The organism is Citrobacter sp. Cpo221 (genome assembly GCF_030332345.1).
GTDB classification, from domain to species: Bacteria; Pseudomonadota; Gammaproteobacteria; order Enterobacterales; family Enterobacteriaceae; genus Citrobacter; species Citrobacter portucalensis.
In genome coordinates this window covers 40,481-67,161 of record NZ_JAOWIA010000029.1, presented here as the reverse complement: position 1 = coordinate 67,161, position 26,681 = coordinate 40,481, and the positions used below count along the sequence as shown (strand labels likewise).

The window sequence follows — 26,681 nt, the reverse complement described above, 5'->3', positions numbered from 1 at the left end:
CAAGGCCGTGGAAATTATCATGCTGTGGTTCAAAAATTTAATGGTTTACCGTCTTAGCCGCGATGTTTCTTTGCGAGCCGAAGAGATGGAAAAACAGCTGGCATCAATGACGTTCACCCCTTGCGGTAGCCAGGATATGGCAAAAATGGGCTGGGTTCCGCCGATGGGATCGCACAGCGATGCATTAACGCATACCGCCAATGGCCAAATTATTATCTGCGCCCGCAAAGAAGAAAAAATTCTGCCGTCGCCGGTTATCAAACAGGCGCTGGAAGCCAAAATATTCAAACTGGAAGCTGAGCAAGGTCGCAAACTTAAGAAGACCGAAAAAGACTCGCTGAAAGATGAAGTTCTGCACTCATTGCTGCCGCGCGCCTTTAGCCGCTTCAGCCAGACAATGATGTGGATCGATACCGTCAACGATCTGATCATGGTTGATTGTGCGAGCGCGAAAAAAGCCGAAGATACGCTGGCGCTGCTGCGTAAGAGTCTCGGTTCGCTGCCGGTCGTTCCGTTGACGATGGAAAACCCTATTGAGCTGACGCTGACCGAATGGGTTCGCTCCGGCACCACGGCGCAGGGCTTCCAACTGCTGGATGAAGCTGAACTGAAAGCGATCCTTGAAGACGGCGGTGTGATCCGCGCGAAAAAGCAGGATCTGGTCTGCGACGAAATCGCCGTGCATATCGAAGCGGGCAAACTGGTCACCAAGCTGGCCCTCGACTGGCAGCAGCGCATTCAGTTCGTTATGTGTGACGACGGCTCCATTAAGCGCCTGAAGTTCAGCGACGAGCTGCGCGATCAGAATGAAGATATCGACCGCGAAGATTATGCTCAGCGTTTTGATGCCGATTTCATCCTGATGACAGGTGAACTGGCGGCGCTGATTAAAAGTCTGGTGGAAGGATTAGGCGGCGAAGCGCAACGTTAAGCCGTGTTTAGCGAATGGCGACTCAATATCGCCATTCATCATTTTTACGCTTACAGGTAACGGCAAAGATAGGATGTTGGCTCTGCTACCTGCAGATGAAACTCGCTGTTGCCCGGTACGTTAAACACGTCTCCTGCGGCATACACTTTCCACTCGGTTTCCCCTGGCAGCAGCACGTTCAGTGCGCCACTAACTACCGTCATCTCTTCAGGCGCCGCAGTACCAAAGGTATATTCACCTTCAGCCATCACACCTACACTGGCGCGGCCAGTACTGCTGCTGGTAAAACCGATCGATTTTACTTTGCCGGAAAAGTATTCATTACTTTGAAGCATACAACTGGCCCTATCTCGTGATTAAGTTAGGAACCAATATAGGGGGCTGACGTTCCACCTGTCACGCAAAATTACGCCAGCAATTCCGAAGCCAGTCGAGCAATCAACACATTGGACAACAGAACCGGGACATCCAGCGACTTTTGCAGTAAATCACGATGACGTTGATGAAACCCCAGGCAGTCCAGCATAAGAACATCAGCACCTTGCTCAAGGAGATATTTCCCGGCATCAATCAGCTGTTGTTCGGAACCTTCTACTGGATTCGCCACGGCGTACACTGGCGGAGTTTGTAACACCTGCCACTTTTGTGTCTGGGCTTTGAGCAATTCAGCAACAGGTACAATGACCCCAACCTGATGCCCTTCGACAATTGAAGCCACTAACGGGGGAATAATGCGTATGGGTTCCAACAAGATACTATTGCGGGCGGTCAGACGGGTGATTGAGGCGGTACTCATCAGCAGGATCACATCAAATCCCTGATTATCGAGAACCTCCACAATGCTTTGCAGCGAGCGTTCCACTTTCTGACGTGAGACATGAGCAAGTTGGTGGTCGCTAAGCAGTGTTAATAACAGCTCGTCACCGGGTGAAGCCCCGTACTCGGCCATCACATCTTCTCGCTGCATCTGCCCCAGCAGACTGTGGTGAGTAATGTGCTGTTCATCAATATATTCCGTCAGGAGCGGTAACATCTCACACATCGGCACAACGCCAATCGTGAGGATAGCCAACGACGTACTCATTTGTTGCTCCACCGTCTTCTTACTTTGCTGTGAAATCCCGGATAAGTGCCGGGCGCTGACCTGTGCTACAAATGCTCAAAAGCGTAGCAGTAGATCGGCGGTGTATTGTGTAAAGATTCCAGATCATTCCAGTACTGGATTGTTATTGTTTAATTTTCAATTTTTACTGTATACGGCGAAATTTAAAATAATGTGATGCACGCCCGGACTGGCACTTTTAAGACTCGTGCCAGAGCGGTCTTCATATCAGGTTTTATCGGGGTCTTCGTAGCGTTTTTTAGCATCCATCGCTTCCTGAGCTGAAGGATGCTCACTGATCAACGAATTCGGTTTAGGGTGATCGGCACGAAGTTGATACCAGGTTACCGTCTGGCCTGGCGTCCCTTTTTCAACCGTAACAATGGTCGCTTGACGTGGGTAAGGTGGTTGTGTCGGCATAGTTCTTCCTTTTCACTGGATGAACATTAAGTATAGACACCGCCCTGCAACCGTGGCGCTGCCTGCGCCAGTATTCCAAGAATGTCTTCCACTACCTGCGAAGGCGGATTGGTGGCATCAACGATATAGTGCGCAGCCTCGCGATACAAAACATCGCGCTGGGCGAGCACTTCCTGAACCTCTTCGGTCAACGGTTTGCCGGTTAGAGTCGGTCGTAATCCTTCTTCAGGCGTGGCCTCCAGACGATCAACCAGTACCGATACCGGTGCGCTTAGATAGATAACCACGCCGTGGCTGCGCATGTAGCGGCGATTAAATTCGGTAAGAATGATACCGCCGCCGGTCGCAACAACCGTGGCAGGAGCTGTGACAGCCTGCAGAGCGGTCGTTTCCTGGGCACGAAACCCTTCCCATCCTTCTCTTTCGACGATTTCCGCCACGGTCATTTGCACGTGCGATTGCAACCAGCGATCGGTATCAACGAACTGGAAATCAATAGCCTTTGCCAGCGCCATACCGGTTGTCGTCTTACCACACCCCCGGGGGCCAACAAGAAAAAGAGGTTGCGTCATCACAGAATTTCCCCAGAGAGCCGCCAACAAGCGGGATCTGATGCGGTTAAAAATATAATCATATCATCAAACTAGTACACCGCCAAAACTGTAAATAAAAAATTACAGAAGGAATGGCGAGGTGAGTCAACCCCTACTATAACAAGAATTCACAATGAATAAAGTGTAAATAATAAATTACACACTCTATTTTCTACGCTGAACTTCCAGCCACCACTTATCCAGTTCAGCCGCAAAATGCTGTCTGTCGCGGGGCGAAAGGCTATCCGGCCCCCCGGTCTGAATACCGCTGGCGCGTAGCGTATCCATAAAATCACGCATCATCAGACGCTCGCGGATTGTGGCTTCGGTATAACGTTCACCGCGCGGGTTAAGCGCCGCCGCGCCTTTTTCAATCACTTCAGCCGCCAGCGGAATATCTGCCGTTATCACTAAATCACCGGCGCTACACTGACGCACAATCTCGTTATCAGCCACATCAAAGCCTGCAGGCACACGTAATGTGCTGATGAAACGCGAAGGCGGGACGCGCAGGCTTTGATTGGCTACCAAAATAAGCGGCATTTGCATGCGCTCAGAAGCGCGGTACAAAATGTCTTTAATCACATTCGGACACGCATCGGCATCCACCCATATTGTCATAACTTCTCCCCACTGGTGTGCTGTCGCACATTGTCGCGTGCTTTTACTTTCAGGCAAAGTGCTGTTTCTCCTTCTGCACATATTCATTCCGCGCTAAGCTTACCTTTCCCAGATTTACCCTAAATACTTCAAGTAACTTGAAGTATTTAGGGTATAAAACAATGAATATCATCCATAGGGAGTGACAAGATGGACAAGAAAATTGGTTTTATCGGCTGCGGTAATATGGGCAAAGCCATTCTTGGCGGCATGATCGCCAGCGGTCAGGTTCTCCCCGGACAAATCTGGGTCTATACCCCTTCCCCGGATAAGGTCGCCGCACTACACGACCAGTACGGCATTAATGCGGCGCAGTCTGCACAAGAAGTCGCGCAGATCGCTGATATTGTTTTTGGGGCCGTAAAGCCAGGCATTATGATTAAGGTGCTGAGCGAAATTACCTCCAGCCTGAACAAAGACTCCCTTGTCGTCTCGATTGCCGCGGGCGTCACCCTCGATCAACTCGCTCGCGCGCTGGGTCATGACCGTAAAATCATTCGCGCGATGCCAAACACGCCATCGCTGGTGAACGCCGGAATGACCTCCGTCACGCCAAACGCCTTAGTCACGCCGGAAGATACGGCCGACGTGCTCAATATCTTCCGCTGCTTTGGCGAAGCTGAAGTCATTGCGGAGGCAATGATTCATCCGGTCGTTGGCGTCAGCGGTTCAGCACCGGCCTATGTATTTATGTTTATCGAAGCGATGGCAGATGCCGCCGTTCAGGGGGGGATGCCCCGCGCGCAGGCTTATAAATTTGCAGCACAAGCGGTAATGGGTTCGGCGAAGATGGTGCTGGAAACGGGTAAACATCCAGGCGAATTAAAGGATATGGTGTGCTCGCCGGGTGGAACCACCATTGAGGCGGTACGCGTCCTGGAAGAACGCGGTTTCCGTTCATCGGTGATTGAAGCGATGATTAAGTGCATGGAGCAGTCGGAAAAACTCAGCCGCTCCTGAGTTAACACCGCCGGACGTCAGGCCGCCGCTTCAGTGCGGTTACGTCCGGAATTCTTTGCTTTGTAGAGAGCCATATCTGCTGATTTTAACCATTCTCGATAGTGTTCAGTTTCAGATGTCAGCGGCGCAACGCCCACGCTAATGCGCAGGTCAACCTGCGGCGCGCAGGATAAACGCAGTTGGGTAAGCCGTTCGTGAACACGTGACATCGCTGCAATCGCGCTGCTCGCTGACGTGCCACACATGATTACCGCAAACTCGTCACCGCCAAAGCGACCAATCACATCGCTACCACGTAAGGTCATCTGTAACTGGCGGGTCAGTGCCACAATAGCCTGATCCCCGACGTCATGACCCCAGGTATCATTGATACTCTTAAAATGGTCAATATCGATGATAAGGAGCGTGGCGTCACGCTGATGGCGGCGGCAATTATCAAATTCATTTCGCAGCAACAGTTCCCAATGGCGTCGGTTATACACCCCGGTCATGCCATCTCGCGTACTCATCACCTGTAAGCGACGTTTATGTTCTGCCAGCCTGATAAGCGTCTTATAACTTACCCAGGCAAACAGCAACGGGTAAACCACTAACACCGGCAGCGACAGCAGCACGCCCAGTTGCGTACTGCTAAAAGCTACGGGGATATCCGTTAACTGTAACGTCACCAGGCAGGAAACCACCATCAACACGGCGCCCGCGATGAAGACACGCATCCCCCCTGCGCCCATCAGGTTGATACAGATAATCATCAACAGCGCCGTGGATGGCAGCAAGTTTATCCCCATAATCCCCATCCACATCCCGGCGAGGATGGCATCGGCTTTTAAGTTGGTATATTCGCTATGTAGTGGATCGATAGCTTTACTTGCCAATTGCCATGCCAGATGCGGCCAGACAAACGCCCATCCCACCAGCAAAAGCCACCAGCCTCCGGTTATTGGCTGAGAAACTAATACCGACGCGATAGGGAAAAACATTCCCCCCAGTCCCACCGCTCGCGGCAGCCTGATTCGTCGGGCAAATCGCAGACCGGAACGTTGGTGGTCATTTTGATGAAGCAATATAAATGCTTCATTCGGGACGACCTTCTTTTGATAAAAGTTTTCATCATTCATCGTATTTGGGAATATTCTGAAACAAATTTCCCAAATTATAGGAAGGGGTCTGGTGGCGGAAGTATGATATTTCGGGTGAGCGATTTTACCTGCTCACCCGGAAGTGCTAAGCAGATTTTTTCAGGCAAGCGCTCATAAACTTATTACGATCATCGCCTTTCAGCGACTGTTCCGTCGCCTTGACGTTGCATTCACGCATTTTCTGCTGCTGCGGCGTCAGGCTCTTTTCCTCAGGCGCAGATTTACTGTTTTTCAGGCAATCACTCATGTAGGTCTTACGCGCATCCCCTTTTAAGGTCTGCGCCGTTGCCTGCTGATTGCAGGTGGTCATACGCTGTTGTTGCGGGGTTAACGTCTTCTCGGCAGCACCGACTGTAGTTAAAAAAATAAGGCCAAAGAGTAACGTCATTAATAATGTAATTTTCATAGCACCATCCTTTTCTGAACGACGACACACAGGTAAGTTTGGCTGCTAACGATAAAAATACCACCCAACGGCAAAAGTATTGCCGTCGAGTGTCAGCTTATTTCAGTCCTAACGCCGCTTTCATGGTGTAAAACAGATCGGTTTGATCGGTCAGGCCAACCACATTCGCCGCATGAGGGCCATAGGCTGCAATACGCAGTTGGCTGCCGGTGTGCTCCTGGGACTCTTCTTCAGAGTTGCCATAGCTAATGACCATCACCGCGCCATCTTTGGTGTTCAGCGCTTGCGTTAAACCGGGTGCTTTGGTATCCGGTGCGACGATCTGGCTGGCATGCGCGTGGTCAGCGGTTACCACAACCAGGGTGTTGCCATCTTTCTTCGCAAAAGCAAGAGCACGCTGCACCGCTTCATCCAGATCGACCGTTTCACCAATTTGACCACACGGGTTAGCGGCATGATCTTGTTTGTCGATTGACGCGCCTTCTACTTGCAGGAAGAAACCTTTCTCATTCTTGCTTAACAGCTCAATCGCTTTATCCGTCATCTGCGCCAGCGTTGGCACGCTGTCGTTACGTTTTGGATTTGGCGTACAGGTCACTACCGGCTTATCCAGATTCCCGTGATAAGACGCTTTCGGCCCTTCCCAACGCACTGGCATATTACCGTCTGAGAACAGACCCAACAGCGGTTTATCCTGATTCGCTTCGGTAATCGCCGCCAGCGTCGCGGCATCACTGACCATCTGGTAACCACGGGCCTGTGCTTGTTCTCGCAGCGTTTTACCCTGCCACTCACCTGCCGTAGCGGTTTCAGTAAATGTTTTTGCTCCGCCGCCTAACGTAACATCCGCACGGGCATTCAATAATTGTTCGGTAATCGACCCTTTACCGCCTTTTTCCAGCGCGTTCGTCGGGCATTTTTCAGCCGTCACGCTCGGGCCATAGCATTTACGCGAAGTGACATGGGCAACCAGTGCGGCCGGGGTGGCATCCTGCAATTCAGCCGTGGAAACGTTGCCTGTCGCCAGACCTGCCGCTTTGGCCATTTCCAGAATAGTGGCGTGATCTTTTTCACGAATATCAACGCCCAGAGCACCATTGTAAGTTTTAACGCCGGTCGTCCACGCCGTCGCGGATGCTGCTGAATCTGTCACATAATCAGGTTTCCCTGTTTTCTTATCCAACGCATAATGCGTGTATTGCCCGGTCAGCGGTAAAGCATCAATACCTTTAAAAAAGCCGCCCGCGCCTTCAGCATAATTTCGCGCTGCCGTTATTTCGGAATCGCCCATCCCATCGCCAATCAGCAAAATAATATTTTTGGCTGGTTTATCGTTCAGGGATTCGCGCAGAGCCGCCGTTTGATCGGCAGACAATCGGCGAGCGCCACCCGGCGTGGTGATATCACCTTGAGCGGCACGATTATCCATAACCGCTACAGTAGATGTTTCTGCATTAATAACCGGGGTAAACAGCAAAGGTAACAGGGCAATAGCGAGTGCGCTTTGTTTCACTTTATATTCTCCATGTATAAATACGGTAAAATTAAAACAAAGCGACTATAAGTATTTGATGTGACACTTTTATGATAATTTGTGGGTGTCCCGCCACAGAGGGTTCAAAACGCTTTTTGTACGCCCTCGCAAGCGCTATGTATGTTCGTCAGAAACGCGGGCATGTGGTTTACATCAGCCAGCGCCCCCTCAATTTGACGAATAAATATTTGCCGATCGTTCCACGCCATATTGCGCAGCATTTCGATGATTACCCGTTCCAACGTTTCGACCTGTGCTGCCAGATCTTGCGACTCTTCTTCTTTTTGCGCGAGCTTAAGTAACAACTCAGTGACGAGGTTTTTCATTTGCCTATTCCCTTAACAAAATATGGGCCACGTTATCATTAAGGCTCACAACTGCCTAGAGGATGAAAGTTGTATTTTTATAAGGAATAAAAAGATTTGCGAAAACAATCACAACACAAAATAAGGGTAAATGCGTCTGGATGCAGAATGATTCAATATAAAAAGGTAAGAAAATTAATAATCACACAAATATATAATACGCAATTATGGATTAACAACGCTGACAGGCAGCGTTGTTAATCAGGAACTCAACGAACCCCGCGCCGACGTCGTAACGCGATAGCTAGTTGCCAGATATTGATAAGCACAATGCTTGCTGTAGCAATGAACACCCAACGGAATCCCGCCATTGCCGAAACCGTCGCCCCCATTAATGGCCCGGCGACATTGCCGAGATACATAAATGACTGGTTATAGCCAAAGATGCGCCCGGTTATCTGGTCGCTGGAGTATTTCACCAGCAGCGTCTGCACCGCCGGCAACATCGCGCCGTCGGCAAATCCAAGCAGAAAACGTAGTACTCCCAACTGCAACGGCGTGGTGACCCACGACATGGCGAAAAACAGCACCACCGCAAAGATTAACGTCGCCATTAAAATCCGCTCAGTACCAATACGGTCGCCTAATTTACCCAGTCGAGGCGCGGAAATCAGAGCAGAAATGCCCGGTACTGAGGCTATCAGCCCGCTGAGAAAGGCAATATTCGAACTATCTGGGACCATCGATTTGATAAACAGCGCCAGAATAGGCCCAATTGAGCCGTTACACAGTTGAATCACCATGGTGGTAAAAAACAGACTGATCACCAGCGCCGGATGTGAAAGCGAGGCAAACACGGCCTTCCCACTCAGACGTTCGCTTTTTTTAATCGTCGGACGAACGCCCTCTTTGATCAAGAACAGTGTGACCATAAAACTCACCACCAGCAAGGCAGCGGTAATACAGAATACCGCCCGTAAGCCAACATGATCGGCGATAAAGCCCCCCATTAACGGTCCACCAATGACACCGCCGTCGACAGCGTACTCAGCGCCCAGCCGCTGCGCTCGCGTGGAACCTGTGACGCAACCAGCGCCATCGCATTAGGAATATAGCCGGAGGTTAACCCCATCACCCCGCGCAGCAGAAAAAGCTGCCAGACGTTAGTGGCAAATGCCTGTAGCAAAATCGCAATGGCCATCCCCAGTGAGGCCCGCAGCAGCATCAGCTTGCGTCCTTTGCGGTCGGCTAGACTGCCCCACATCGGAGAAACAATGGCTGAAATCAGGAAGGTGACGCTGAACGTTAATCCGGACCACATTGATAGCGCTTCATGCGAGGTCACGCCCAGTTGGGAGATATAGAGTGGTAAAAAAGGCAAGATTTGGCTAATCGCCAGTCCGGTAAAAAAGCACCCGAACCAAACGGAAATAAGGTTAACTCTCCAGGATTCCATAAGGACTCATAACGATAAGTAGCTGAAAACTGCGAGCAGCTTAACAAATTACTGAGCCGAATAAGGGTCTACAGGTGCGATAAATCACAGTTTAGGATTTTATCTTCCCGCTCATCATATTTGTGATATAGCTCACATCAAACCCATAATACAAACAGGGGATTGTGCTTCCCGCGCGATCTGCGTGTATGTCCCCTTCTAATCCCCTGTCATTCGCCAAAACAATCTGCCAGAAGCCGAGGAAACCTGCGTTTTGTCGTGGTAATGTATGTGCTTTGCATTCATGGAATGGGTTTTTAAGATGGCAAAGTTGCGGGTAGGAATCGTATTTGGTGGTAAATCAGCGGAACATGAAGTGTCATTGCAATCGGCAAAAAATATTGTCGATGCCATCGACAAGACTCGCTTTGACGTTGTGCTGTTAGGTATTGATAAACAAGGGCAATGGCACGTCAGCGATGCCAGTAACTATCTGCTCAATTCAGACGATCCGGCGCATATTGCGTTGCGACCTTCTGAGACCAGCCTGGCGCAGGTACCCGGCAAACAAGCGCACCAGTTGATCGATGCACAAAACGGTCAACCACTGCCGACGGTCGATGTTATTTTCCCAATCGTACACGGTACTTTGGGTGAAGATGGCTCTCTGCAGGGCATGCTGCGCGTGGCGAACCTGCCGTTTGTCGGTTCTGATGTGCTGGGTTCTGCTGCCTGTATGGATAAAGACGTGACCAAACGTCTGCTGCGTGATGCCGGGTTAAACATCGCGCCATTTATTACGCTCACTCGCGCGAATCGCAACAGCATCAGCTTTGCCGAAGTTGAATCCCGCATGGGTCTGCCGCTGTTTGTAAAACCGGCCAACCAGGGATCGTCCGTTGGCGTCAGTAAAGTAACCAGCGAAGCCCAATACGATCAGGCCGTCGCGCTGGCATTTGAATTCGATCATAAAGTCGTTGTGGAGCAAGGGATCAAAGGCCGCGAGATCGAATGTGCGGTACTGGGCAACGATCATCCGCAGGCCAGTACCTGTGGTGAGATCGTGCTGAACAGCGATTTTTACGCTTACGACACTAAATACATTGACGATAACGGTGCCAAAGTTGTCGTTCCGGCAGCAATTGCGCCAGAGATTAACGATAAGATCCGCGAAATCGCCATTCAGGCATACCAGACTCTGGGCTGTGCCGGCATGGCGCGCGTGGACGTCTTCTTAACTGCTGAAAACGACGTTGTGATCAATGAGATCAACACGCTGCCTGGCTTTACCAACATCAGTATGTATCCGAAACTGTGGCAGGCGAGCGGTTTAGGCTATACCGATTTGATCACTCGCCTGATCGAACTGGCACTGGAACGCCATGCTGCAGATAGCGCGCTGAAAACCAGTATGTAAACCCGTCAGGATGCCTGATAGAGCTATTGGGCATCCTTTGCTTCATCATCTTCAACGCGGCGACGGATGATTAATCCGGCCAGCCAAAAGCTAATCACCCAGGTCACCAGCCCCACCGCATAGGTTTGCCATCCCTGCGCTTCAAAACCTAATAACCCCACCACGCCATTCAGAATAAAGATAAGCCCAATAGCGAAAGCATAGTAGTGCCAGTCTCGGCGGATTTTTACAGGCAGGTTCATAACAGCTCCGGTGAAAATACAACACAGGGAGGCATCCTCGCACATTTCCCCGAGGGCGTCTGTGGTCTGTGCGGAATTTCTTAAATGTAACTCAGTTTTACTTAAGGTTACATAATTGTGACCATCAACAAAAAACCGAAATCCAGGAATAATCTCTACCTGAAATTACCATCATTCTGATATTGACATTGCCGATCACCTGTCAGACTCACTCTCAGTTCCAGGCATTACGTCAAAAAAAGCAGGTTATTTCCGGAGGTCTTTATGGCTGATTTTACGCTCTCAAAATCCCTGTTTAAGGGCAAGCATCGGGATCCCTCCTCCCTGCCCGGCAACATTGCGTATGCCGTATTTGTGCTGTTTTGCTTCTGGGCGGGTGCACAGATTTTAAATCTGTTGGCCCACGCGCCCGGCATCTATGAAGAACTGATGCAGCTGCAAATGCAAGAGACAGGACGCCCGCGGGTCGAAATCGGTGTAGGCGTCGGTACTCTCTTTGGACTGATCCCCTTCCTGGTAGGAAGCCTGATTCTTGGTGCCATCGCGGCGATCATGCACTGGCGTCACCGTCATCATAAAGATGACTGACTCATACACTTCGCCCGACGATCGTCCACGCGTTTAGCAAACCATGCGGTAGTCAGATTACGCGTGATCTTCGGGCTTTCCAGTTGAATGCCCGGCAGCATTTCTCGAGGAAGCGCTTTCCCGGTCTTCGCTTCCGCCAGCTTGTAGACCTTCTCGTACAGTGCGGTCTCTTCAAAGGCCTGGCTGTCACCTTTTTGCAGTTGACGGCGGATCTCACTCTCGCTCATCCCTAGCTTCCCGGCCAGTTTACGTACCGCCAGCTCCGTTTTGCCCGGCTCACTGCTGCCATAGAGAATCAGATCCCCATCCATCGCCAGCTTCACTCCGCTGGCTTTACTGACCGCATTCTGGAAAGCTGCATTGCGGCTCGCATACCATCCGGCATTAAAATCGGCGAAGCGGAAGATTGGCGCACTGTAATTCGCTGGGTAATTGAGCAGATGATATGTACCAAACCACAGCCCACCACGGCGGCTAAACACTTCCTGACGTACCGTCCCCGCCATTTTCCACGGATACCCGCTGGTGTGCTGCTCAGCAAACGCGATACTGACCTGCATTGGACCACCGGTATGTACCGGATTAAGCGCTCCAAACAATGTCTGCCCCATCGGCACCATGTTGATGAAATCATCAAAGATGGCGCTAAGCTGTTTTTCCGTCTTCACCGTATCCAGACGCTCGCTGTAGCTTTTCCCCGTTGGCGAGTTAATCTTTAGCGCGGTATGCACGACAAACAGCGGGATATGCATGCGTTCTGCGCGACGATCAATCTCTTTCCAGGCTATTTTGCTTAAACCAGGAACAGCCGGATCGGCCTGGAAGTTTGACTCCTGCTGCGCTACCGCCAGCACCGAACAGATGTTTTCAACCGTCGGTGCCAGCTTCTGGCTTTCAAAGGTCTTTGCCAAATCCTGCGCCCACGCGTCCCGGTCTTTCACGCTGGCGGGCATTTTCTGGCGCACCACGCTCGCCACATCGACGGCTTTCTCCCCCTTTTTTAGCGGCTGCGCGGGTTGGCTACTACATCCCACCAGCACCAGTGCTGCCAGACCAGACAAGGGGTAAAGACGGGAAACCGTCGACATAACATCTCCTTATTATTAACTCAGCGTATGGGTAACTTCCTGAATATCCTGACCATCAAGCTCTCGTTCAAAGCTGCGCAGACGCTTATAAATAGACATCAGTTCCACTAACGTTGTCCAGGAGTTAATCAGATACTGGAACGAGCCGCGTACCTGGCCAAACACGTTAGTGATTTGCGTCATCAGGCCGAGCGTAATCGTACCGGCAACAATCGACGGAAACAGCAGGAACAAGCCGAAAACGTTATCAACCTGCAGGTAAAGAATACGGGCGATATTGAAGTACATATAGTGAAAATAGAGACGGAAGTAGTTTTGCCGTACCGCGTGGAACAGCTCACGCACCGTCGGTGGCGTCGCACGATTGCCATCATCTTCGCCATAGACCAGTTCTTTACGATAGGCCGCTTCCACGCGCTGGTTTTTAAACTCCAGCCCAGGAAGTTTAATCCCAACGACCGCCAGTAAGCCGGTTCCCATCAGCGACCAGACTATCGCGGCAATCACCAGGCCATAAGGCACATGTCCAACAATCGGCAGGTCAGGAACATGGGCAGAGAGCGTAACCAGTACAGGCAGGAAGGCAATCAGCGTCATAATCGCGTTGATAAAGCTGACGCCCATATCTTCCAGCGTAGAAGCAAAACGCATGGTGTCTTCCTGCACACGCTGCGCTGCGCCTTCGATGTGACGCAAATGCTGCCAGTGCGCCATATAGTGTTCGTTCATCGCGGTACGCCAGCGGAACACATAGTGGCTGACGAAGAAGTTGTTCATCACGCCAATGACTACGGCTATCAGCGCAATACCGAGAAAAATGCCCACTTCATGATAGAACTGCTCAATCTTCACCTTGTGTGGTGCGCTGAGCGCAGTTTGAATCAGGTCATAAAATGGCGCATACCAGGCGTTGACGGCGACGCCAACTTCAACCAGAAACCAGGTCACAAAAATAATCAGCGATGTGCCCAGAATAGACCAGTACTGCCAGCGGTGTGGGCTGTAGAGAAACCAGAACAGCGCGAACACCCCGACACAAAGAATGTAGTACGCATAAAAAATCAGGTAATCCAACGACCAGAAACGCGCTGCGCTAATAGGTACGTCTCCCGACGCGCCGGTAATATGTGCAACCCAGGCTCCCCCACCTGCTTGCCAGAATACAACGGCGACGAGTGCCCAAATAAATGCCGAAATAAAGAACGGCCCCGGCTTTGGGAAAAAAGACTTAAACATAGTGCTCTCCTGCTAACTTCTTATCGTTATGACGACTGCTGTGCATTTGCCACCGTAGAGTGCGGAGGCCAGACGGCTTACGCCCAAAAACACAAGCTGAAACCGACAATTGTGACCAAAACCGAGGCACTTAGTTCGCACCTCGGTTATGAAGAATTGTTTCTGTGGTTTTCACACTCGACAACGTTCCAGTATGTGCAGATTATCACAGCGTGAGATCACAAAAGCGAACATCCGCAATCCAGGAAACTCCTGTGTTTACTCATCGTTACGTTTTTCCCACTATCATTGGTTGATAAGCGCTTTGCAATACGCCGATGAGTAGTATAAATACGCATACGCACGACATCCTTTTTCACTTTCTCTAACTCATGGACACCACCGTTGAAACGTAGTCTGCTTTTTTCTGCCGCGCTGTGTGCGGCGTCATTGACATCTGTCCAGGCGGCACAGCCTATAACCGATCCGGTCTTCGCCTCTGATATCGTTGATCGTTATGCCGACCATATATTTTACGGCAGTGGTGCTACGGGGATGGCGCTCGTGGTGATTGATGGTAATCAGCGTGTATTTCGCAGTTTTGGTGAAACACGCCCCGGCAATAATGTTCACCCGCAACTGGATTCCGTAATCCGCATTGCCTCAATTACCAAATTAATGACCAGCGAAATGCTGGTGAAATTACTCGATCAAGGCACGGTCAAACTCAACGATCCATTGAGTAAATATGCACCACCTGGTGCACGCGTACCCACTTATCAAGGAACACCAATTACGCTGGTGAATCTGGCGACACATACCAGCGCACTACCGCGCGAACAGCCAGGCGGGGCAGCCAAACGGCCGGTGTTTGTCTGGCCAACCCGCGAGCAGCGCTGGAGCTATCTCTCAACGGCTACGCTTAAAGCCGCGCCAGGATCGCAGGCTTCTTATTCCAACCTGGCGTTTGATCTGCTGGCCGATGCGCTGGGTACCGCGTCAGGTAAGCCTTATCCGCAGCTGTTTGAAGAAAAAATCACCCGTCCGTTGGGGATGAAAGACACCACCTTTACGCCATCCCCCGATCAGTGCCGACGCCTGATGGTCGCGGAAAAAGGTGCCAGCCCTTGTAACAATACTCTGGCAGCGATGGGTAGCGGCGGCGTTTATTCAACGCCTGGCGATATGATGCGCTGGATGCAGCAGTATCTCTCTTCTGACTTTTATCATCGTAGCCAGCAGGCCGACCGGATGCAGACGCTGATTTACCAGCGTACGCAGTTAACTAAAGTGGTGGGAATGGACGTTCCAGGCAGAGCCGATGCGCTTGGTTTGGGCTGGGTCTACATGGCGCCGAAGAATGGCAGACCGGGAATTATTCAAAAAACCGGTGGCGGCGGTGGCTTCATTACCTATATGGCGATGATCCCACAGCAAAACGTTGGGGCATTTGTCGTAGTGACGCGCTCTCCGCTGACCCGTTTTACCAATATGAGCGACGGTATCAACGAACTGGTTGCAGAATTGAGCGGGTACAAGCCACAGGTCATTCCTGCATCCTGATTCAATACTCAAAAGGCAAACGGTTAATGCACACCAGTTTGCCTTTATTCATTTCAATGTAACCGCCTTTGCGCAATGCCGCGAGAACCTCAGCGACAACCGAGCGTGAAATTCGTGTGCGTTGGTGAATATAGTTCATAACGCCAATGCGTGAACGAAGGGCTTCATCCCATTTCGTCATAGAGATCAATGTCGCGCGGATCTGATCGTAGGAGTTGTTGCCGATCAACTGCAGATCGCGTAATTCAAGCATGGAGTTTTGCCATGCCAACCAACAAAAAGCTTCACGCCAAAGCTGGCACTCTTCAATTATATTAATTGTTTGCGAGGCAGGTAGATGGTATCCCGTACAATCGCTTTCTGTGATTAATCTGTATTGTATATCTGTTTTTATCACACCATCTGAAAGCCCCATAATAAACGGTGCCTGCGCAATACCGACCAGCACATTCTCCCCTCGCCTCAGGGAAATTACACCATTTAAAATGATAAAGGTATCGTCACTGTTTATATCACTGGAATAAATTATTTCTTTATCGTTATCACACTCAAAGTGTTTGCCATATTTTGACAAACATTTATCAAGCTTACCAAATTCCACAAGCGGTTTATTTGCAGACAACATTTGGGCATTCCTTGCAATAAATGCCCGTCAAATCCGTGACGGGCATTTTTCTGAGTTAGATTATCTTTTCTTTAACAACAAGAGATGTCTTACCAGGTATATTTAACACCAACATTTGCAGACCAGTCTTGATCAACATCGCCACCACCGAGGTAGTTAGCATCGGTGTATGCGCTGAAGTTTTTGGTAAAGCTGAACTGAGTACCCAGTCCAACACGTACCGCAGAACCTTCTACACCGTTGTCGATAGAGTCGCCGTTTACGTCAGAATCGTTGTTAGAGTCATCGTAAACGTAGGCCAGTTTGAAGTACGGGGTCAGCGCCTGGTCGTCGCTGTAGGCGAAGGTATAACCTGCATCTACACCGAGTTCATAGCGCATGCTGTCATAAGACTGACCGTCAACTTTCATGTCGTTGCTCAGCTTATAATCATCACCAGACTGGAACAGACCGGATACGCTGCCGTATGGCGTTACGTAACCTGCATCACCCAGCTTCAGGTCATAACCCAGTTTCAGGCCAAAGCCCCAGGCGTCAGATGAGGTGCTACCATCAACATACTGACCGTTGCTCATGTTAGCAGTCAAATCGTTGTTGAAGTGAGAGTAGCTTAAGTTACCGTCAACAAAGATGTTGTTGGCAAAGTGAGCAGAAGAGTAGATGTAGGCAGTCTGGCTATCCTGATCCACCTGACCGGTACGGTCGCTCATATCACCTTTCGCGAAGCCTGCTGCAGCACCGACAATCCACTTAGCGTTGTTACCATCAATTTTGGAATCAACACCGACCATGATGCCGTTAACATCCTGATCGTAGTTAATGGTGCCATTATCTGCATCGAAGCTACCACCGAAGTAGCTAACCCATGCACCACCGTTATCAACCAGACCATGACGCGCGTTAGTCAGACGAGTACCAACGGTATCTTGTTCCAGGTTCCAGATATTGGTGTTAGCAGACGGAATGCTCAGCGCCATGTTCGCGTAGTCTGTCAGTTCCATCTGCTGCAGAACAACGGTGTTACCCTGCTGCTGTGCCTGATAGGTGTAAGCACCCAGGTCAGCTTTGTTGGCTGCAGAGAAGGTCGCGGTGGTATTCGCGTCATTAACGTAGATCAGCTCTTTGCCTTTGTAATCAGCAACAGAACCAGCACCAGTCGCGTTATCAACACGAACCTTGTAGTTACCGGTTGCTGCAACAACGTTGTCAACAGAGCTGTTATCCAGTTCGTCGCCGTTGTTGATATCGCCGTTACCATTGATAGTCAGGTGACCATCGGAGTTCATTGCGATAGTACCGTAACCGTAGTTAGCCTGAGTGGTATCCCAGGTACGGTCGTTCACAAGATCGGCATTCAGAACATAATCGCTGCTGTGAATGTTGAATACACCGGAAACCACGTGGTTGCTATTATCAGCATAATTGCCGCTGGTCAGTTCCAGTTTATCAGTGTTGAAAACTTCAGTATCAAACTGATCAACATTTACATCCAACACACCGCCGTTAGTGACAGTGATGGTGTTAGCATACAGAGACGAATCATAATTGCGAGTTACATCATCAGTCAGTGCTACAGTACTGTAACTGTCAATGGTCAGATGATCAGTTGCAACAGTCCCATCTTCACCGATATTCATTGAAGAACCATTGGTCAAACCAATTGTATCGGATACTAAAGAGGAATCAGTTACATTAACCTGAGAACCATTGTTAACGGTCAGGGTATCAATCAGAGAATCCCCTGTCGTATTCCATTCTGAACCGTTGTTTAACACTACATTAAACACACCACTCTGGAATACTTTATTGTCAACGACACGTCCCCAACCATTGGCTTCTATTACACCACCAGGAGTCAGGCTGTTGGTAGCAACATCAAACATGTTTGCTGGAGCGATGGCTTGAGCATCGATAGTAGCCTGGCCAACCCACTTACTACCATTATCCAGAGTCAGATTCAGTTCATCGACGTTCAGGCTGTCATCAGCCCAACCAAGGTTGGTATCCGGCACACCATCACCATTGGAATCATGGCCAATGGTATCAAAATTAGCATTCCAGGTGCTGGTAAATGCGACATCACCCATCAGGGTTGAATTACTGAAATACACATTGTTCTTCATTGCATAGTCGGAAGAACCGTCAGTGAAAGACAATGCTACATCACCTGGACCAGTATAGTCACTTGGCTCACCAGAATTACCAAAGAACGCGGAGTTCGATTCCAGAATGTAATTTGAACCAGAAGTTACAGTAGAATCATAAACATTGATGTTGTTATCCCAGGTATGGGATTCTGTCGTGTAGGTGTTGTTGTAAGTGTTCCCTTGAGACAGGGCGATACCGGCAACACGAGAGTTGTTGGAAATGTTGATATTGCTTTCTACATCAAGATTAACCGCAACACCTTCACTGACATCGAATGTTTCATTGGTGTATTTAGTAACATCACCAGATAAATAGGAGTCTGTGAAATACAGAGCCTCATAGTCATCATCAATGGTGGAGTTAGCAATGTTCAGGGTAAAAACATCACCATCATACCAGTTACCGTCTACAACGGTATCATTATAGAAACTGTATCCCCCCAAGCCATTACCATCTGTATCAAAACGATCATAATAACCGCCTGGCAGCATGGAAGTGATTGAGCCATGAATGATGGAATTACTGATATTCAGCTGATTAGCAGCACCGTCAGCATAATCATGATTCAGATAGTAAGTAGAAATCGTACCGTTAACAGTGTCACCGTTAAAAGATTGATCGAAATCGCCATCGGTGTTGTTGTAATAGACAAAGCCACTATAATTTACATAGTTACCATCTACAGTACCAGCTGCATCCATACTATCCCAGTTAAGAGCAGTAGTCGGATTATCAATATAGGTCCAGGTATCGTAAGTTGAAGCATTCGCCTGAGAAGTGATTGCCAAAGTGCAGGCTAATGCTAATTGTGATACTACAAGCTTCTTTTTCCAAGTGTGCATTTGTCATCCCTCCTCAGGGACGTAATATAGTTGATCCATCAATTATCAATGCAAAGAAAACATTTTATGTTTCGCGGGAAGGATTATGCGGTTTCACAAAGGAAAGGTTCAATTATTCTTTGGCTTAAGTCCGATTACGGACAATAGATATGCAAATTATTCGAAACAGCAAACAAACGTAAAAATCATTTCTATTTTAGACAGTTACATGCAAAGACACTGGCAAAACAATATATTAAATTTATGATTAACTTAAAAATCAAACGTCAGCAAATAAATACCGTTAAATCCCGCTACTTAATTAAAAATTAAATTAAACTAAATTCACCATAAAACTAATCACTATTTAAAATAGTCATAATTGCAAAAATAGAGATAATACATAATACCAAGCATTGGTAACATCACCATAACCTCGGCATAACGCCAACTTTCGTAAACCCCTCGCCCTCAGGTTCGGGTATACTACGGCCTTCGATTCCACAAACATCAGGCATACCATGACAGACCTAATCCAACGCCCTCGCCGCCTGCGCAAATCACCTGCGCTGCGCGCTATGTTTGAAGAGACAACACTCAGCTTAAATGACCTGGTGTTGCCGATCTTTGTTGAAGAAGAACTCGACGATTACAAAGCTATTGACGCCATGCCCGGCGTGATGCGCATTCCGGAGAAGCACCTGGCGCGCGAAATTGAACGCATTGCTAATGCAGGCATCCGCTCGGTCATGACCTTCGGCATTTCTCATCACACCGATGAGACCGGCAGCGATGCCTGGAAAGAAGACGGTCTGGTGGCGCGCATGTCGCGTATCTGTAAGCAGACCGTACCGGAAATGATAGTCATGTCCGACACCTGCTTCTGTGAATACACCTCGCACGGTCACTGCGGCGTGTTATGCGAGCACGGCGTTGATAACGATTTAACCCTGGCTAACCTCGGCAAACAGGCAGTCGTTGCCGCCGCAGCGGGCGCAGATTTCATCGCCCCTTCCGCCGCAATGGACGGCCAGGTACAGGCTATTCGCCAGGCGCTGGACGCCGCGGGCTTCACCGATACCGCGATCATGTCCTACTCCACCAAATTTGCCTCTTCTTTCTACGGCCCGTTCCGTGAAGCCGCAGGCACCGCGCTGAAAGGCGATCGTAAAACCTATCAAATGAACCCGATGAACCGTCGGGAAGCGATCCGTGAATCGCTGCTGGATGAAGCCCAGGGAGCAGACTGCCTGATGGTGAAACCGGCAGGCGCGTATCTCGATATTCTACGTGATATCCGCGAGCGCACCGAACTGCCGATTGGCGCTTATCAGGTCAGCGGTGAATACGCGATGATCAAATTTGCGGCGATGGCAGGTGCAATAGATGAAGATAAAGTGGTTCTGGAAAGCTTAGGCTCGATCAAACGCGCTGGCGCGGATCTGATCTTCAGCTACTTCGCACTGGATCTGGCTGAGAAAAAAATCCTGCGCTAACCACTTTGTTGCCGAATGGTGACTTCGCCTTATCGGGCCAACAGATTCCGGCCCGATAAGTCAATCGCCGCCGGCAATCATCCCGCCCGATAAAACGGCTTGTCTCCCAAAATTGTCGCCCGGTGCATAATACGACGCTGCGGCAGATAATCCGCATTCGCATAATGCTGTGTCACGCGATTATCCCAAATCGCCACATCATTGGGCTGCCAATGCCAGCGCACCTGAAACTCCGGTTTGGTGATATGCGCGAATAAAAAGCTCAGTAACGCCTCGCTCTCTTTTTCCGTGACATCAACAATTCGCGTGGTAAATCCTTCATTCACGAACAGCGCCTGTTTACCGCTTACCGGGTGCGTGCGCACCACCGGATGCAACAACGGTGGATGTTTAGCGACGGCATCCAGCCAGCGCAGGTGCTCCTCTGGGGTCTTGCGGTATTTATATTCCTGGAACGATTTACGGAAATCATGCTCTGCCCGCAGGCCACTCAGCAACTGACGAAACGGCTCAGAGAGCGCTTCATAAGCGGCAATCCCACTGGTCCACAGGGTGTCTCCTCCGGTTGATGGCAGCTCTTTGGCTGCCAGAATCGCCCCGGCAGGCGGCGTGTCGATAAAGGTGACATCGGTGTGCCAGTTGTCGTTATCCGGCGGATTATCGTTATGGGTATCCAGCACGATAATTTCCTCTACCCCTTCGGAATGTGGATAGACCGGATGAATATGCAGATCGCCGAAACGCAGCGCCAGCGCCCGCTGCTGTTGCGGCGTAATCACCTGCTCACGCAGAAACACCACCTGGTGACGCAGTACCGCGTGATAAAGCTGTTCAAACTGATTATCGCTCAGCGGACGCGTTAAATCCGCACCAGTGATTTGTGCGCCAATATACGGCCCCAGCGGGGTAATGCTCAAACGTTCACTCATTGTACTTCTCCATGCCAGGGCGTCAGGCGACGCTGAATCGCGCGCAGACCCAGTTCTAAAATAAATGCGATAACGGCAATGACCGCGATCCCTGCCAGCACCACATCCGTTGCCAGAAACTCACCGGCTGACTGCACCATAAATCCTAACCCTCGCGTGGCCGCGATCAGTTCAGCTGCCACCAGCGTCGACCAACCCACGCCAAGCCCAATGCGTAACCCGGTGAGGATCTCCGGTAATGCCCCCGGCAAAATAACAAACCACAGCACCTGCGCACGGCTGGCCCCCAGCGACTGCGCGGCGCGCACTCTCACCTGCTGCGCACTTTTCACCCCCGCCAGCGCCGACATCGCCACAGGGGCGAAAATCGCCAGATAGATCAGCAGGATCTTGGAGGTTTCACCGATGCCAAACCAAATGACCATCAGCGGTAAATAGGCCAGGGGAGGAACCGGACGATACAGTTCAATGATCGGATCGAGAATGCCGCGCATCGTAGGACTCAGCCCCATCGCGATCCCAACCGGAACGCCCAGCAGCACCGCCGCCAGCAGCGCGATAACAATACGCGTCAGACTCGCCGCCAGATGCTGCCACAGCGTTGCATCCATAAACCCTTGCGGCCCAGCAATGACGAGCAGCTTTTGTAAAACCTGTCCCGGTGGCGGTAAAAACAACGGACTGATTAACTGCAGCGCCGCCACCGTCCACCACACCGCCAGAATGACGGCCAGCGTACCGAGGCTTAAGGTAATCTGTCGCGAAAACGGCCAATGCCAGTTCAGCACCCGCTGGCGACGGGGTTTATCATTAATCACCACGCTCATGAGAATGCCTCCCGTTGTTCAAAGACACGACCTAACACGTACTCGCGCATGGCGATAAACTGCGGATCGGACTTAATGCTGCGGCTCGACTCTCCGGCCACAAAGCGACGGGCGAAATTGAGCGGCAGACGTTCCAGTACCCGGCCAGGGCCTGGGGACAGCAATACCAGTTCTGTCGCCATAAATACTGCTTCTTCAATATCGTGGGTAATCAGCAGCACCTGTTTGCCGGTCTCATGCCACAGCTTCAGCAGCAGGGTTTGCATCTGCTCGCGAGTAAAGGCGTCGAGCGCGCCAAAAGGTTCATCCAGCAGCAACAGCTGCGGATTGGCCGCCAGCGCCCGCGCAATGCCGACACGCTGACGTTGTCCACCGGAAAGCTGCCAGATAAAGCGTTTTCCCGCGCCCTCCAGCCCGACTTTCTGCAACATATCCAGGGCAATACGCTGGCGCAGCTGCTTGTCCACGCCCGCCAGTTGCAGACCAAAAGCCACGTTGTCCTGCACGTTACGCCAGGGCAGCAGACCTTCATTCTGGAAAACGACCCCGCGATCTGCCCCCGGACCGTCAACACTGTTACCCGCCAGCGTGATGCTGCCATGCTGATACGGCACAAACCCGGCAATCAGATTTAACAGCGTGGTTTTCCCGCAACCGGAAGGCCCGAGTACCACCAGCAGTTCACCACTATCGAGCGTCAGGTTGATATCCTCCAGCGCCGGTTTTCCACCGTAGCTGGCGGCAAGATGAGAGATTTGCAGCATCATCGCCTCCTTATTTATTGCACGAAGCGATCGGTAACGTACTGGCTGTAATCTGTCGCGACAGCGGGGACTTTGCCCTGCTCTTTAAGGAACTGCGCGGTGTCGATAATCGCTTTGTTCACCGGGCCGGTTAGCTCAGCGGTTTGCTGTTGCGGTGTCAGGTAAGTGTTACCTTTCACCAGCCCCGGTACATCCGCCTCCGGTACGCCGCTCAAACGCGACAGTTTGCTGATATTCTCCGGCTGCTTCAGCCATTCATCAGGATTAGCGATATAAGGCTGCTGGGCATCGATAGCGCTTTTGGCAAAGGCTTTCACCACCTCAGGATGCTTCTCGGCAAAATCTTTGCGCACCACCCACACGTCAAGCGTCGGTGCTCCCCACTCGCCAACCTGTGAGGAGTCGGTTAACACCTTGCCGTCTTTTTCCAACGCATTGACCGCAGGTGCCCAGACATACGCACCATCAATATCTCCGCGCTGCCATGCGGCAATAATCGCCGGTGGTTGCAGGTTCACAATCTCCACCTGGCCGGGTTTAATCCCCCAATGTTTCAACGCCGCCAGCAGGCTGTAATGGGTGGTGGAAATAAACGGCACGGCAATGCGTTTGCCAATCAAATCTTCCGGTTTACTGATGTTTTTCTTCACCACCAGCGCTTCAGAATTGCCGAGCTTTGATGCCAGTAGGAAAACCTCAATAGGCACCTGCTGACTGGCTGCAACCGCCAGCGGACTGGAGCCAAGATTACCGATCTGCACATCACCGGACGCCAGCGCACGAACGATGCTCGCGCCGCTGTCAAATTTGCGCCAGTCAACGGTCGCCCCGCTCTCTTTGGCAAAGGTGTTATCCGCCTGTGCCACTTTGGCGGGTTCGGCGGAAGTCTGATAAGCAACGGTGACGTTCACCGCCTGCGCCTGAAATGCGATGAATGCCAGTGCGGCAAGAAGTGCGTTACGCGATGAAATAGCCATGATTGTCTGCTCCCCTGTCTTGTTATGGAGGCAGTATTTCGTTGCGGCACATTTTGATAAAGGAATTAAAAATTCTGGCTAAGAACAAAGCGTTTTTAGAAAAAAAGCGGCAATAGTTAGCTATTTCGCTCATTACGGAATGTAGGCCGGATAAGGCGATTGCGCCGCCATCCGGCAATCAATGCCTGATGCGCTTATCAGGCCTACACTCGCTGTAAATTATTGCGATTTTGTTACATTCGTTACATATCCGCGCCACGGTGATTGCCAGCGCGGTGCTGGCAGGCATCATAGAGACCATTGTCAGGCAAGAGAGCAATATCATGATTCATGTTGTGCTGGTGGATGACCATGTGGTGGTGCGTTCCGGCTTTGCGCAATTACTCAATCTCGAAGACGATCTTAACGTTACCGGTCAGTACAGCAGCGCAGCGGAGGCCTGGTCTGCACTTCTGCATGATGACGTCAGCGTCGCGGTAATGGATATCGCCATGCCGGATGAAAATGGTCTGAGCCTGTTAAAACGACTGCGGGCGCTAAAGCCCGGTTTTCGCGCCATCATTCTCAGCATTTATGACTCGCCCACGTTTGTGCAAAGCGCGCTGGACGCTGGTGCCAGCGGTTACCTGACCAAACGCTGCGGCCCGGAAGAACTGGTGCAGGCAGTACGTTCGGTAGGTATGGGCGGGCATTACCTGTGCGCCGATGCGCTGCGTGCGCTACGCGGCGGCGAACAGCCCGCGCAGGTCCTGGAAGTACTGACCCCACGCGAGCGCGAAGTGTTTGATCTGCTGGTCAAAGGCGACAGCGTGAAAGAGATCGCCTTCAAACTCGATCTCAGCCACAAGACGGTGCACGTTCATCGGGCGAACGTGCTGGGCAAACTGCAATGCCATAGCACCATCGATCTGGTGCATTTTGCGCTCGACCACCAGCTATTGACGGGGCATTAATGTCGCGTAACCTTCGGCATTGGGTTGTTTCTCTGTTTATTCTGCTGGCCTGGGGATCGGGCTGGCTGATGCTGTGGACGCTGGGGTTTTACCTGACCCACAACGGCCAGCAGGCGGCGCTATTTCTGCCGCACGGCGTCTATCTCGCGCTGTTAATTCTGCTTTCTCGCCGTTACTGGCCCGCACTGGTGCTGCCCCCCCTGCTAATGTTGTTCTGGCTGCACAGCGAGCAATTACTGAATGGCTATATCCTGCTGGCTGCGCCGTTAATTAGCCTGATTCCGGCGAGCATCGGCCAGTCATACTGGCACCGCTTTCCCCTTTACTGGCAACGCTTAACGCTGCTGCTGGCCGCCGTAACGCTCACCTCATTGCTCAATACCGCCCTGCTTTCACCGTTTATCCAGAGCCCGGCAACGTTGATTGGCCTGGCGTCGTTTACCGGCGGCGTGTTGCTGACGCCGTTTGTCTATCTGATCTATGAATTTCTGCGCCAACAGCACCGCTATCATCTGCTCGGGCTGGATACCACCAATCCCCCACTGCGCACCTCGCTTATCATCTGGTGTAGCCTGTTTTTTATTATTGGCATCGGTACTCAGATGGTGCTGTCGCCGGAGATCGAGCGCCTGTTGCTGATCGTGGTGTTCTTACCGAACGTGGTGATGGCGTGGAAATTTGGCTGGCAGGGCGGCGTGTTGTCTGGATTGCTCGGCAGTATGATGATCACCATCGCCCGGCAAATCGGCGTCGGGTTCAGTAACTTACTGGAGCTGGAGATTTTCCTCGCCACCCAGGCGCTGCTCGGCATCGGGCTGGGGATCGCCATCAGCCGCCAGCAGCATCTGGCGCAAAATTTGCACCATTATCGCCAGCGTCTGGAAACCGAACTGGCGGCGCGTCGCGCGCTGACCGAACAGCTGATCCGCACCGAAGAAAACACGCGCAAAAGCCTGGCGCGGGAACTGCACGACGAAATTGGTCAGAACATCACCGCCATTCAAATTCAGTCGCAACTGGTCAAACGCGCGCCAGGCCCTGAGCAAACGCTCGAAGCAGCAAATCAGATCAACAACCTGGCCCGGCGTATTCACCATTCGACCCGCCAGCTACTTCGTCAGCTGCGCCCACCCGCGCTCGATGAACTGTCTTTTAAAGATGCACTACATCATCTGGTGAATGAATTTGCTTTTGCTGAGCGGGGTATTCGCTGCCGCTTTGATTATCAGCTAGAGAATACGCCAGAAAACGAAACGGTGCGCTTCACGTTGTATCGCCTGTTGCAGGAGTTACTCAATAACGTCTGCAAACATGCCGATGCCAGCGATGTGTCGATTACGCTGCGCCAGCGGGAACATTGCTTGTTTCTGGACGTCGCTGACAACGGCGTTGGTATTCTGCCAGAAAAAATCCCCGGTTTCGGTATCCAGGGGATGCGTGAACGGGTGAGCGCCCTTGGCGGTGAACTGACGCTCGAATCAAACAACGGCACGCGGGTAATTGTTAACCTGCCCACAAATTTGCAACAAACCAGCCGCTAACC

26 protein-coding genes and 1 pseudogene are annotated in these 26,681 nt (G+C 51.0%); 8 read left to right on the top strand and 19 right to left on the bottom strand.

Annotated features, from left to right (window positions below; translation table 11 throughout):
* The first annotated feature begins 19 nt into the window (after positions 1-19).
* Positions 20-931 (top strand): recombination-associated protein RdgC, encoded by a 912-nt coding sequence (gene rdgC / locus OGY72_RS01520; protein ID WP_003021479.1) that lies wholly within the window; start codon positions 20-22, stop codon positions 929-931.
* A 50-nt stretch (positions 932-981) separates the two neighbouring features.
* Here rdgC and ppnP read toward each other — a convergent pair whose 3' ends face one another.
* From ppnP to OGY72_RS01495, 5 genes are all read right to left on the bottom strand, one after another.
* Positions 982-1,266 (bottom strand): pyrimidine/purine nucleoside phosphorylase, encoded by a 285-nt coding sequence (ppnP, locus tag OGY72_RS01515; protein WP_003021477.1) that lies wholly within the window; start codon positions 1,264-1,266, stop codon positions 982-984.
* Positions 1,267-1,337: 71 nt separating this feature from the next.
* Positions 1,338-2,015 (bottom strand): AroM family protein, encoded by a 678-nt coding sequence (locus tag OGY72_RS01510; RefSeq protein ID WP_003830963.1) that lies wholly within the window; start codon positions 2,013-2,015, stop codon positions 1,338-1,340.
* Between the two features lie 246 nt (positions 2,016-2,261).
* Positions 2,262-2,453, bottom strand: coding sequence for a protein YaiA (gene yaiA / locus OGY72_RS01505; protein WP_003021472.1), 192 nt, complete (start codon positions 2,451-2,453; stop codon positions 2,262-2,264).
* Positions 2,454-2,479: 26 nt separating this feature from the next.
* Positions 2,480-3,025, bottom strand: coding sequence for a shikimate kinase AroL (aroL, locus tag OGY72_RS01500; protein WP_003830960.1), 546 nt, complete (start codon positions 3,023-3,025; stop codon positions 2,480-2,482).
* 186 nt (positions 3,026-3,211) lie between these two features.
* The gene (locus OGY72_RS01495) at positions 3,212-3,667 is read right to left on the bottom strand and encodes a YaiI/YqxD family protein (RefSeq protein ID WP_275397230.1); all 456 of its coding nucleotides are present in this window, start codon (positions 3,665-3,667) and stop codon (positions 3,212-3,214) included.
* A gap of 189 nt (positions 3,668-3,856) precedes the next feature.
* Here OGY72_RS01495 and proC point away from each other — a divergent pair, with 189 nt between their 5' ends.
* Complete coding sequence (gene proC / locus OGY72_RS01490; protein WP_003021462.1) at positions 3,857-4,666, top strand: pyrroline-5-carboxylate reductase; 810 nt, start codon at positions 3,857-3,859, stop codon at positions 4,664-4,666.
* A gap of 17 nt (positions 4,667-4,683) precedes the next feature.
* On the opposite strand, the gene adrA is transcribed toward proC, so the two are convergent.
* The 5 genes and pseudogenes from adrA to OGY72_RS01465 form a co-directional block, all read right to left on the bottom strand.
* Positions 4,684-5,799, bottom strand: coding sequence for a diguanylate cyclase AdrA (adrA, locus tag OGY72_RS01485; RefSeq protein ID WP_126319065.1), 1,116 nt, complete (start codon positions 5,797-5,799; stop codon positions 4,684-4,686).
* 91 nt (positions 5,800-5,890) lie between these two features.
* Positions 5,891-6,211, bottom strand: a complete 321-nt coding sequence (gene psiF, locus OGY72_RS01480; RefSeq protein WP_003830956.1) for a phosphate starvation-inducible protein PsiF — start codon at positions 6,209-6,211, stop codon at positions 5,891-5,893.
* 97 nt (positions 6,212-6,308) lie between these two features.
* A complete protein-coding gene (phoA, locus tag OGY72_RS01475) occupies positions 6,309-7,724 on the bottom strand; it encodes an alkaline phosphatase (protein WP_003830955.1) in 1,416 nt (471 codons plus the stop codon).
* Between the two features lie 104 nt (positions 7,725-7,828).
* The gene (locus tag OGY72_RS01470; protein ID WP_003830953.1) at positions 7,829-8,071 is read right to left on the bottom strand and encodes a sigma-S stabilization anti-adapter protein IraP; all 243 of its coding nucleotides are present in this window, start codon (positions 8,069-8,071) and stop codon (positions 7,829-7,831) included.
* A 248-nt stretch (positions 8,072-8,319) separates the two neighbouring features.
* Positions 8,320-9,506: pseudogene (locus tag OGY72_RS01465) on the bottom strand (multidrug efflux MFS transporter).
* 301 nt (positions 9,507-9,807) lie between these two features.
* On the opposite strand from OGY72_RS01465, the gene ddlA reads away from it, so the two are divergent.
* Entirely contained in the window at positions 9,808-10,902 is a 1,095-nt protein-coding gene (gene ddlA, locus OGY72_RS01460) for a D-alanine--D-alanine ligase (RefSeq protein ID WP_286546350.1), read from the top strand.
* Positions 10,903-10,925: 23 nt separating this feature from the next.
* Here the strand turns inward: ddlA and OGY72_RS01455 are convergent, their stop codons facing one another.
* Entirely contained in the window at positions 10,926-11,144 is a 219-nt protein-coding gene (locus tag OGY72_RS01455) for a DUF2754 domain-containing protein (protein WP_003830949.1), read from the bottom strand.
* A gap of 264 nt (positions 11,145-11,408) precedes the next feature.
* Between OGY72_RS01455 and OGY72_RS01450 the strand changes: the two genes are divergently transcribed.
* Positions 11,409-11,732, top strand: a complete 324-nt coding sequence (locus OGY72_RS01450) for a DUF2755 family protein (RefSeq protein WP_286546348.1) — start codon at positions 11,409-11,411, stop codon at positions 11,730-11,732.
* On the opposite strand, the gene OGY72_RS01445 is transcribed toward OGY72_RS01450, so the two are convergent.
* Both OGY72_RS01445 and sbmA read right to left on the bottom strand, forming a co-directional pair.
* Entirely contained in the window at positions 11,717-12,820 is a 1,104-nt protein-coding gene (locus OGY72_RS01445) for a DUF1615 domain-containing protein (protein ID WP_286546346.1), read from the bottom strand. The two genes, OGY72_RS01450 and OGY72_RS01445, sit on opposite strands and share 16 nt — an antisense overlap.
* 15 nt (positions 12,821-12,835) lie before the next feature.
* On the bottom strand, positions 12,836-14,056 hold the full coding sequence (gene sbmA / locus OGY72_RS01440; protein ID WP_003021430.1) for a peptide antibiotic transporter SbmA: 1,221 nt from the start codon (positions 14,054-14,056) through the stop codon (positions 12,836-12,838).
* A gap of 384 nt (positions 14,057-14,440) precedes the next feature.
* On the opposite strand from sbmA, the gene ampH reads away from it, so the two are divergent.
* The gene (ampH, locus tag OGY72_RS01435) at positions 14,441-15,598 is read left to right on the top strand and encodes a D-alanyl-D-alanine-carboxypeptidase/endopeptidase AmpH (protein WP_003830945.1); all 1,158 of its coding nucleotides are present in this window, start codon (positions 14,441-14,443) and stop codon (positions 15,596-15,598) included.
* Between the two features lies 1 nt (position 15,599).
* On the opposite strand, the gene iprA is transcribed toward ampH, so the two are convergent.
* Positions 15,600-16,223 (bottom strand): hydrogen peroxide resistance inhibitor IprA, encoded by a 624-nt coding sequence (gene iprA / locus OGY72_RS01430; RefSeq protein ID WP_003830944.1) that lies wholly within the window; start codon positions 16,221-16,223, stop codon positions 15,600-15,602.
* An 89-nt stretch (positions 16,224-16,312) separates the two neighbouring features.
* Positions 16,313-19,213: an autotransporter outer membrane beta-barrel domain-containing protein gene (locus OGY72_RS01425; protein WP_286546341.1), complete on the bottom strand. Its 2,901-nt coding sequence runs from the start codon at positions 19,211-19,213 to the stop codon at positions 16,313-16,315.
* A gap of 500 nt (positions 19,214-19,713) precedes the next feature.
* On the opposite strand from OGY72_RS01425, the gene hemB reads away from it, so the two are divergent.
* Complete coding sequence (gene hemB / locus OGY72_RS01420; protein ID WP_126319076.1) at positions 19,714-20,688, top strand: porphobilinogen synthase; 975 nt, start codon at positions 19,714-19,716, stop codon at positions 20,686-20,688.
* 77 nt (positions 20,689-20,765) lie between these two features.
* Here the strand turns inward: hemB and tauD are convergent, their stop codons facing one another.
* The 4 genes from tauD to tauA are packed head-to-tail and all read right to left on the bottom strand — an operon-like array spanning position 20,766 to position 24,185.
* Positions 20,766-21,617, bottom strand: a complete 852-nt coding sequence (tauD, locus tag OGY72_RS01415; RefSeq protein ID WP_126319078.1) for a taurine dioxygenase — start codon at positions 21,615-21,617, stop codon at positions 20,766-20,768.
* Positions 21,614-22,444, bottom strand: coding sequence for a taurine ABC transporter permease TauC (gene tauC, locus OGY72_RS01410; protein WP_286546332.1), 831 nt, complete (start codon positions 22,442-22,444; stop codon positions 21,614-21,616). Before tauC ends, tauD begins: the two co-directional genes overlap by 4 nt.
* Positions 22,441-23,208, bottom strand: coding sequence for a taurine ABC transporter ATP-binding subunit (tauB, locus tag OGY72_RS01405; RefSeq protein WP_003830938.1), 768 nt, complete (start codon positions 23,206-23,208; stop codon positions 22,441-22,443). Before tauB ends, tauC begins: the two co-directional genes overlap by 4 nt.
* A gap of 14 nt (positions 23,209-23,222) precedes the next feature.
* Positions 23,223-24,185, bottom strand: coding sequence for a taurine ABC transporter substrate-binding protein (gene tauA / locus OGY72_RS01400; protein ID WP_003830936.1), 963 nt, complete (start codon positions 24,183-24,185; stop codon positions 23,223-23,225).
* Between the two features lie 323 nt (positions 24,186-24,508).
* Between tauA and OGY72_RS01395 the strand changes: the two genes are divergently transcribed.
* Both OGY72_RS01395 and OGY72_RS01390 read left to right on the top strand, forming a co-directional pair.
* On the top strand, positions 24,509-25,138 hold the full coding sequence (locus OGY72_RS01395) for a response regulator transcription factor (protein WP_286546985.1): 630 nt from the start codon (positions 24,509-24,511) through the stop codon (positions 25,136-25,138).
* Positions 25,138-26,679: an MASE1 domain-containing sensor histidine kinase gene (locus OGY72_RS01390; RefSeq protein WP_286546328.1), complete on the top strand. Its 1,542-nt coding sequence runs from the start codon at positions 25,138-25,140 to the stop codon at positions 26,677-26,679. The genes OGY72_RS01395 and OGY72_RS01390 overlap by 1 nt, the downstream gene beginning before the upstream one ends.
* Positions 26,680-26,681: the final 2 nt, after the last annotated feature.

Coding starts and splice junctions, on each gene's coding strand:
- aroL (WP_003830960.1), bottom strand. CDS start 3,025: ATGACGCAACCTCTTTTTCTTGTTGGCCCCCGGGGGTGTGGTAAGACG.
- rdgC (WP_003021479.1), top strand. CDS start 20: ATGCTGTGGTTCAAAAATTTAATGGTTTACCGTCTTAGCCGCGATGTT.
- sbmA (WP_003021430.1), bottom strand. CDS start 14,056: ATGTTTAAGTCTTTTTTCCCAAAGCCGGGGCCGTTCTTTATTTCGGCA.
- tauB (WP_003830938.1), bottom strand. CDS start 23,208: ATGCTGCAAATCTCTCATCTTGCCGCCAGCTACGGTGGAAAACCGGCG.
- OGY72_RS01425 (WP_286546341.1), bottom strand. CDS start 19,213: ATGCACACTTGGAAAAAGAAGCTTGTAGTATCACAATTAGCATTAGCC.
- OGY72_RS01450 (WP_286546348.1), top strand. CDS start 11,409: ATGGCTGATTTTACGCTCTCAAAATCCCTGTTTAAGGGCAAGCATCGG.
- psiF (WP_003830956.1), bottom strand. CDS start 6,211: ATGAAAATTACATTATTAATGACGTTACTCTTTGGCCTTATTTTTTTA.
- tauD (WP_126319078.1), bottom strand. CDS start 21,617: ATGAGTGAACGTTTGAGCATTACCCCGCTGGGGCCGTATATTGGCGCA.
- OGY72_RS01470 (WP_003830953.1), bottom strand. CDS start 8,071: ATGAAAAACCTCGTCACTGAGTTGTTACTTAAGCTCGCGCAAAAAGAA.
- OGY72_RS01510 (WP_003830963.1), bottom strand. CDS start 2,015: ATGAGTACGTCGTTGGCTATCCTCACGATTGGCGTTGTGCCGATGTGT.
- OGY72_RS01390 (WP_286546328.1), top strand. CDS start 25,138: ATGTCGCGTAACCTTCGGCATTGGGTTGTTTCTCTGTTTATTCTGCTG.
- ppnP (WP_003021477.1), bottom strand. CDS start 1,266: ATGCTTCAAAGTAATGAATACTTTTCCGGCAAAGTAAAATCGATCGGT.
- OGY72_RS01455 (WP_003830949.1), bottom strand. CDS start 11,144: ATGAACCTGCCTGTAAAAATCCGCCGAGACTGGCACTACTATGCTTTC.
- proC (WP_003021462.1), top strand. CDS start 3,857: ATGGACAAGAAAATTGGTTTTATCGGCTGCGGTAATATGGGCAAAGCC.
- hemB (WP_126319076.1), top strand. CDS start 19,714: ATGACAGACCTAATCCAACGCCCTCGCCGCCTGCGCAAATCACCTGCG.
- iprA (WP_003830944.1), bottom strand. CDS start 16,223: ATGTTGTCTGCAAATAAACCGCTTGTGGAATTTGGTAAGCTTGATAAA.
- tauA (WP_003830936.1), bottom strand. CDS start 24,185: ATGGCTATTTCATCGCGTAACGCACTTCTTGCCGCACTGGCATTCATC.
- OGY72_RS01395 (WP_286546985.1), top strand. CDS start 24,509: ATGATTCATGTTGTGCTGGTGGATGACCATGTGGTGGTGCGTTCCGGC.
- tauC (WP_286546332.1), bottom strand. CDS start 22,444: ATGAGCGTGGTGATTAATGATAAACCCCGTCGCCAGCGGGTGCTGAAC.
- ddlA (WP_286546350.1), top strand. CDS start 9,808: ATGGCAAAGTTGCGGGTAGGAATCGTATTTGGTGGTAAATCAGCGGAA.
- yaiA (WP_003021472.1), bottom strand. CDS start 2,453: ATGCCGACACAACCACCTTACCCACGTCAAGCGACCATTGTTACGGTT.
- OGY72_RS01495 (WP_275397230.1), bottom strand. CDS start 3,667: ATGACAATATGGGTGGATGCCGATGCGTGTCCGAATGTGATTAAAGAC.
- OGY72_RS01445 (WP_286546346.1), bottom strand. CDS start 12,820: ATGTCGACGGTTTCCCGTCTTTACCCCTTGTCTGGTCTGGCAGCACTG.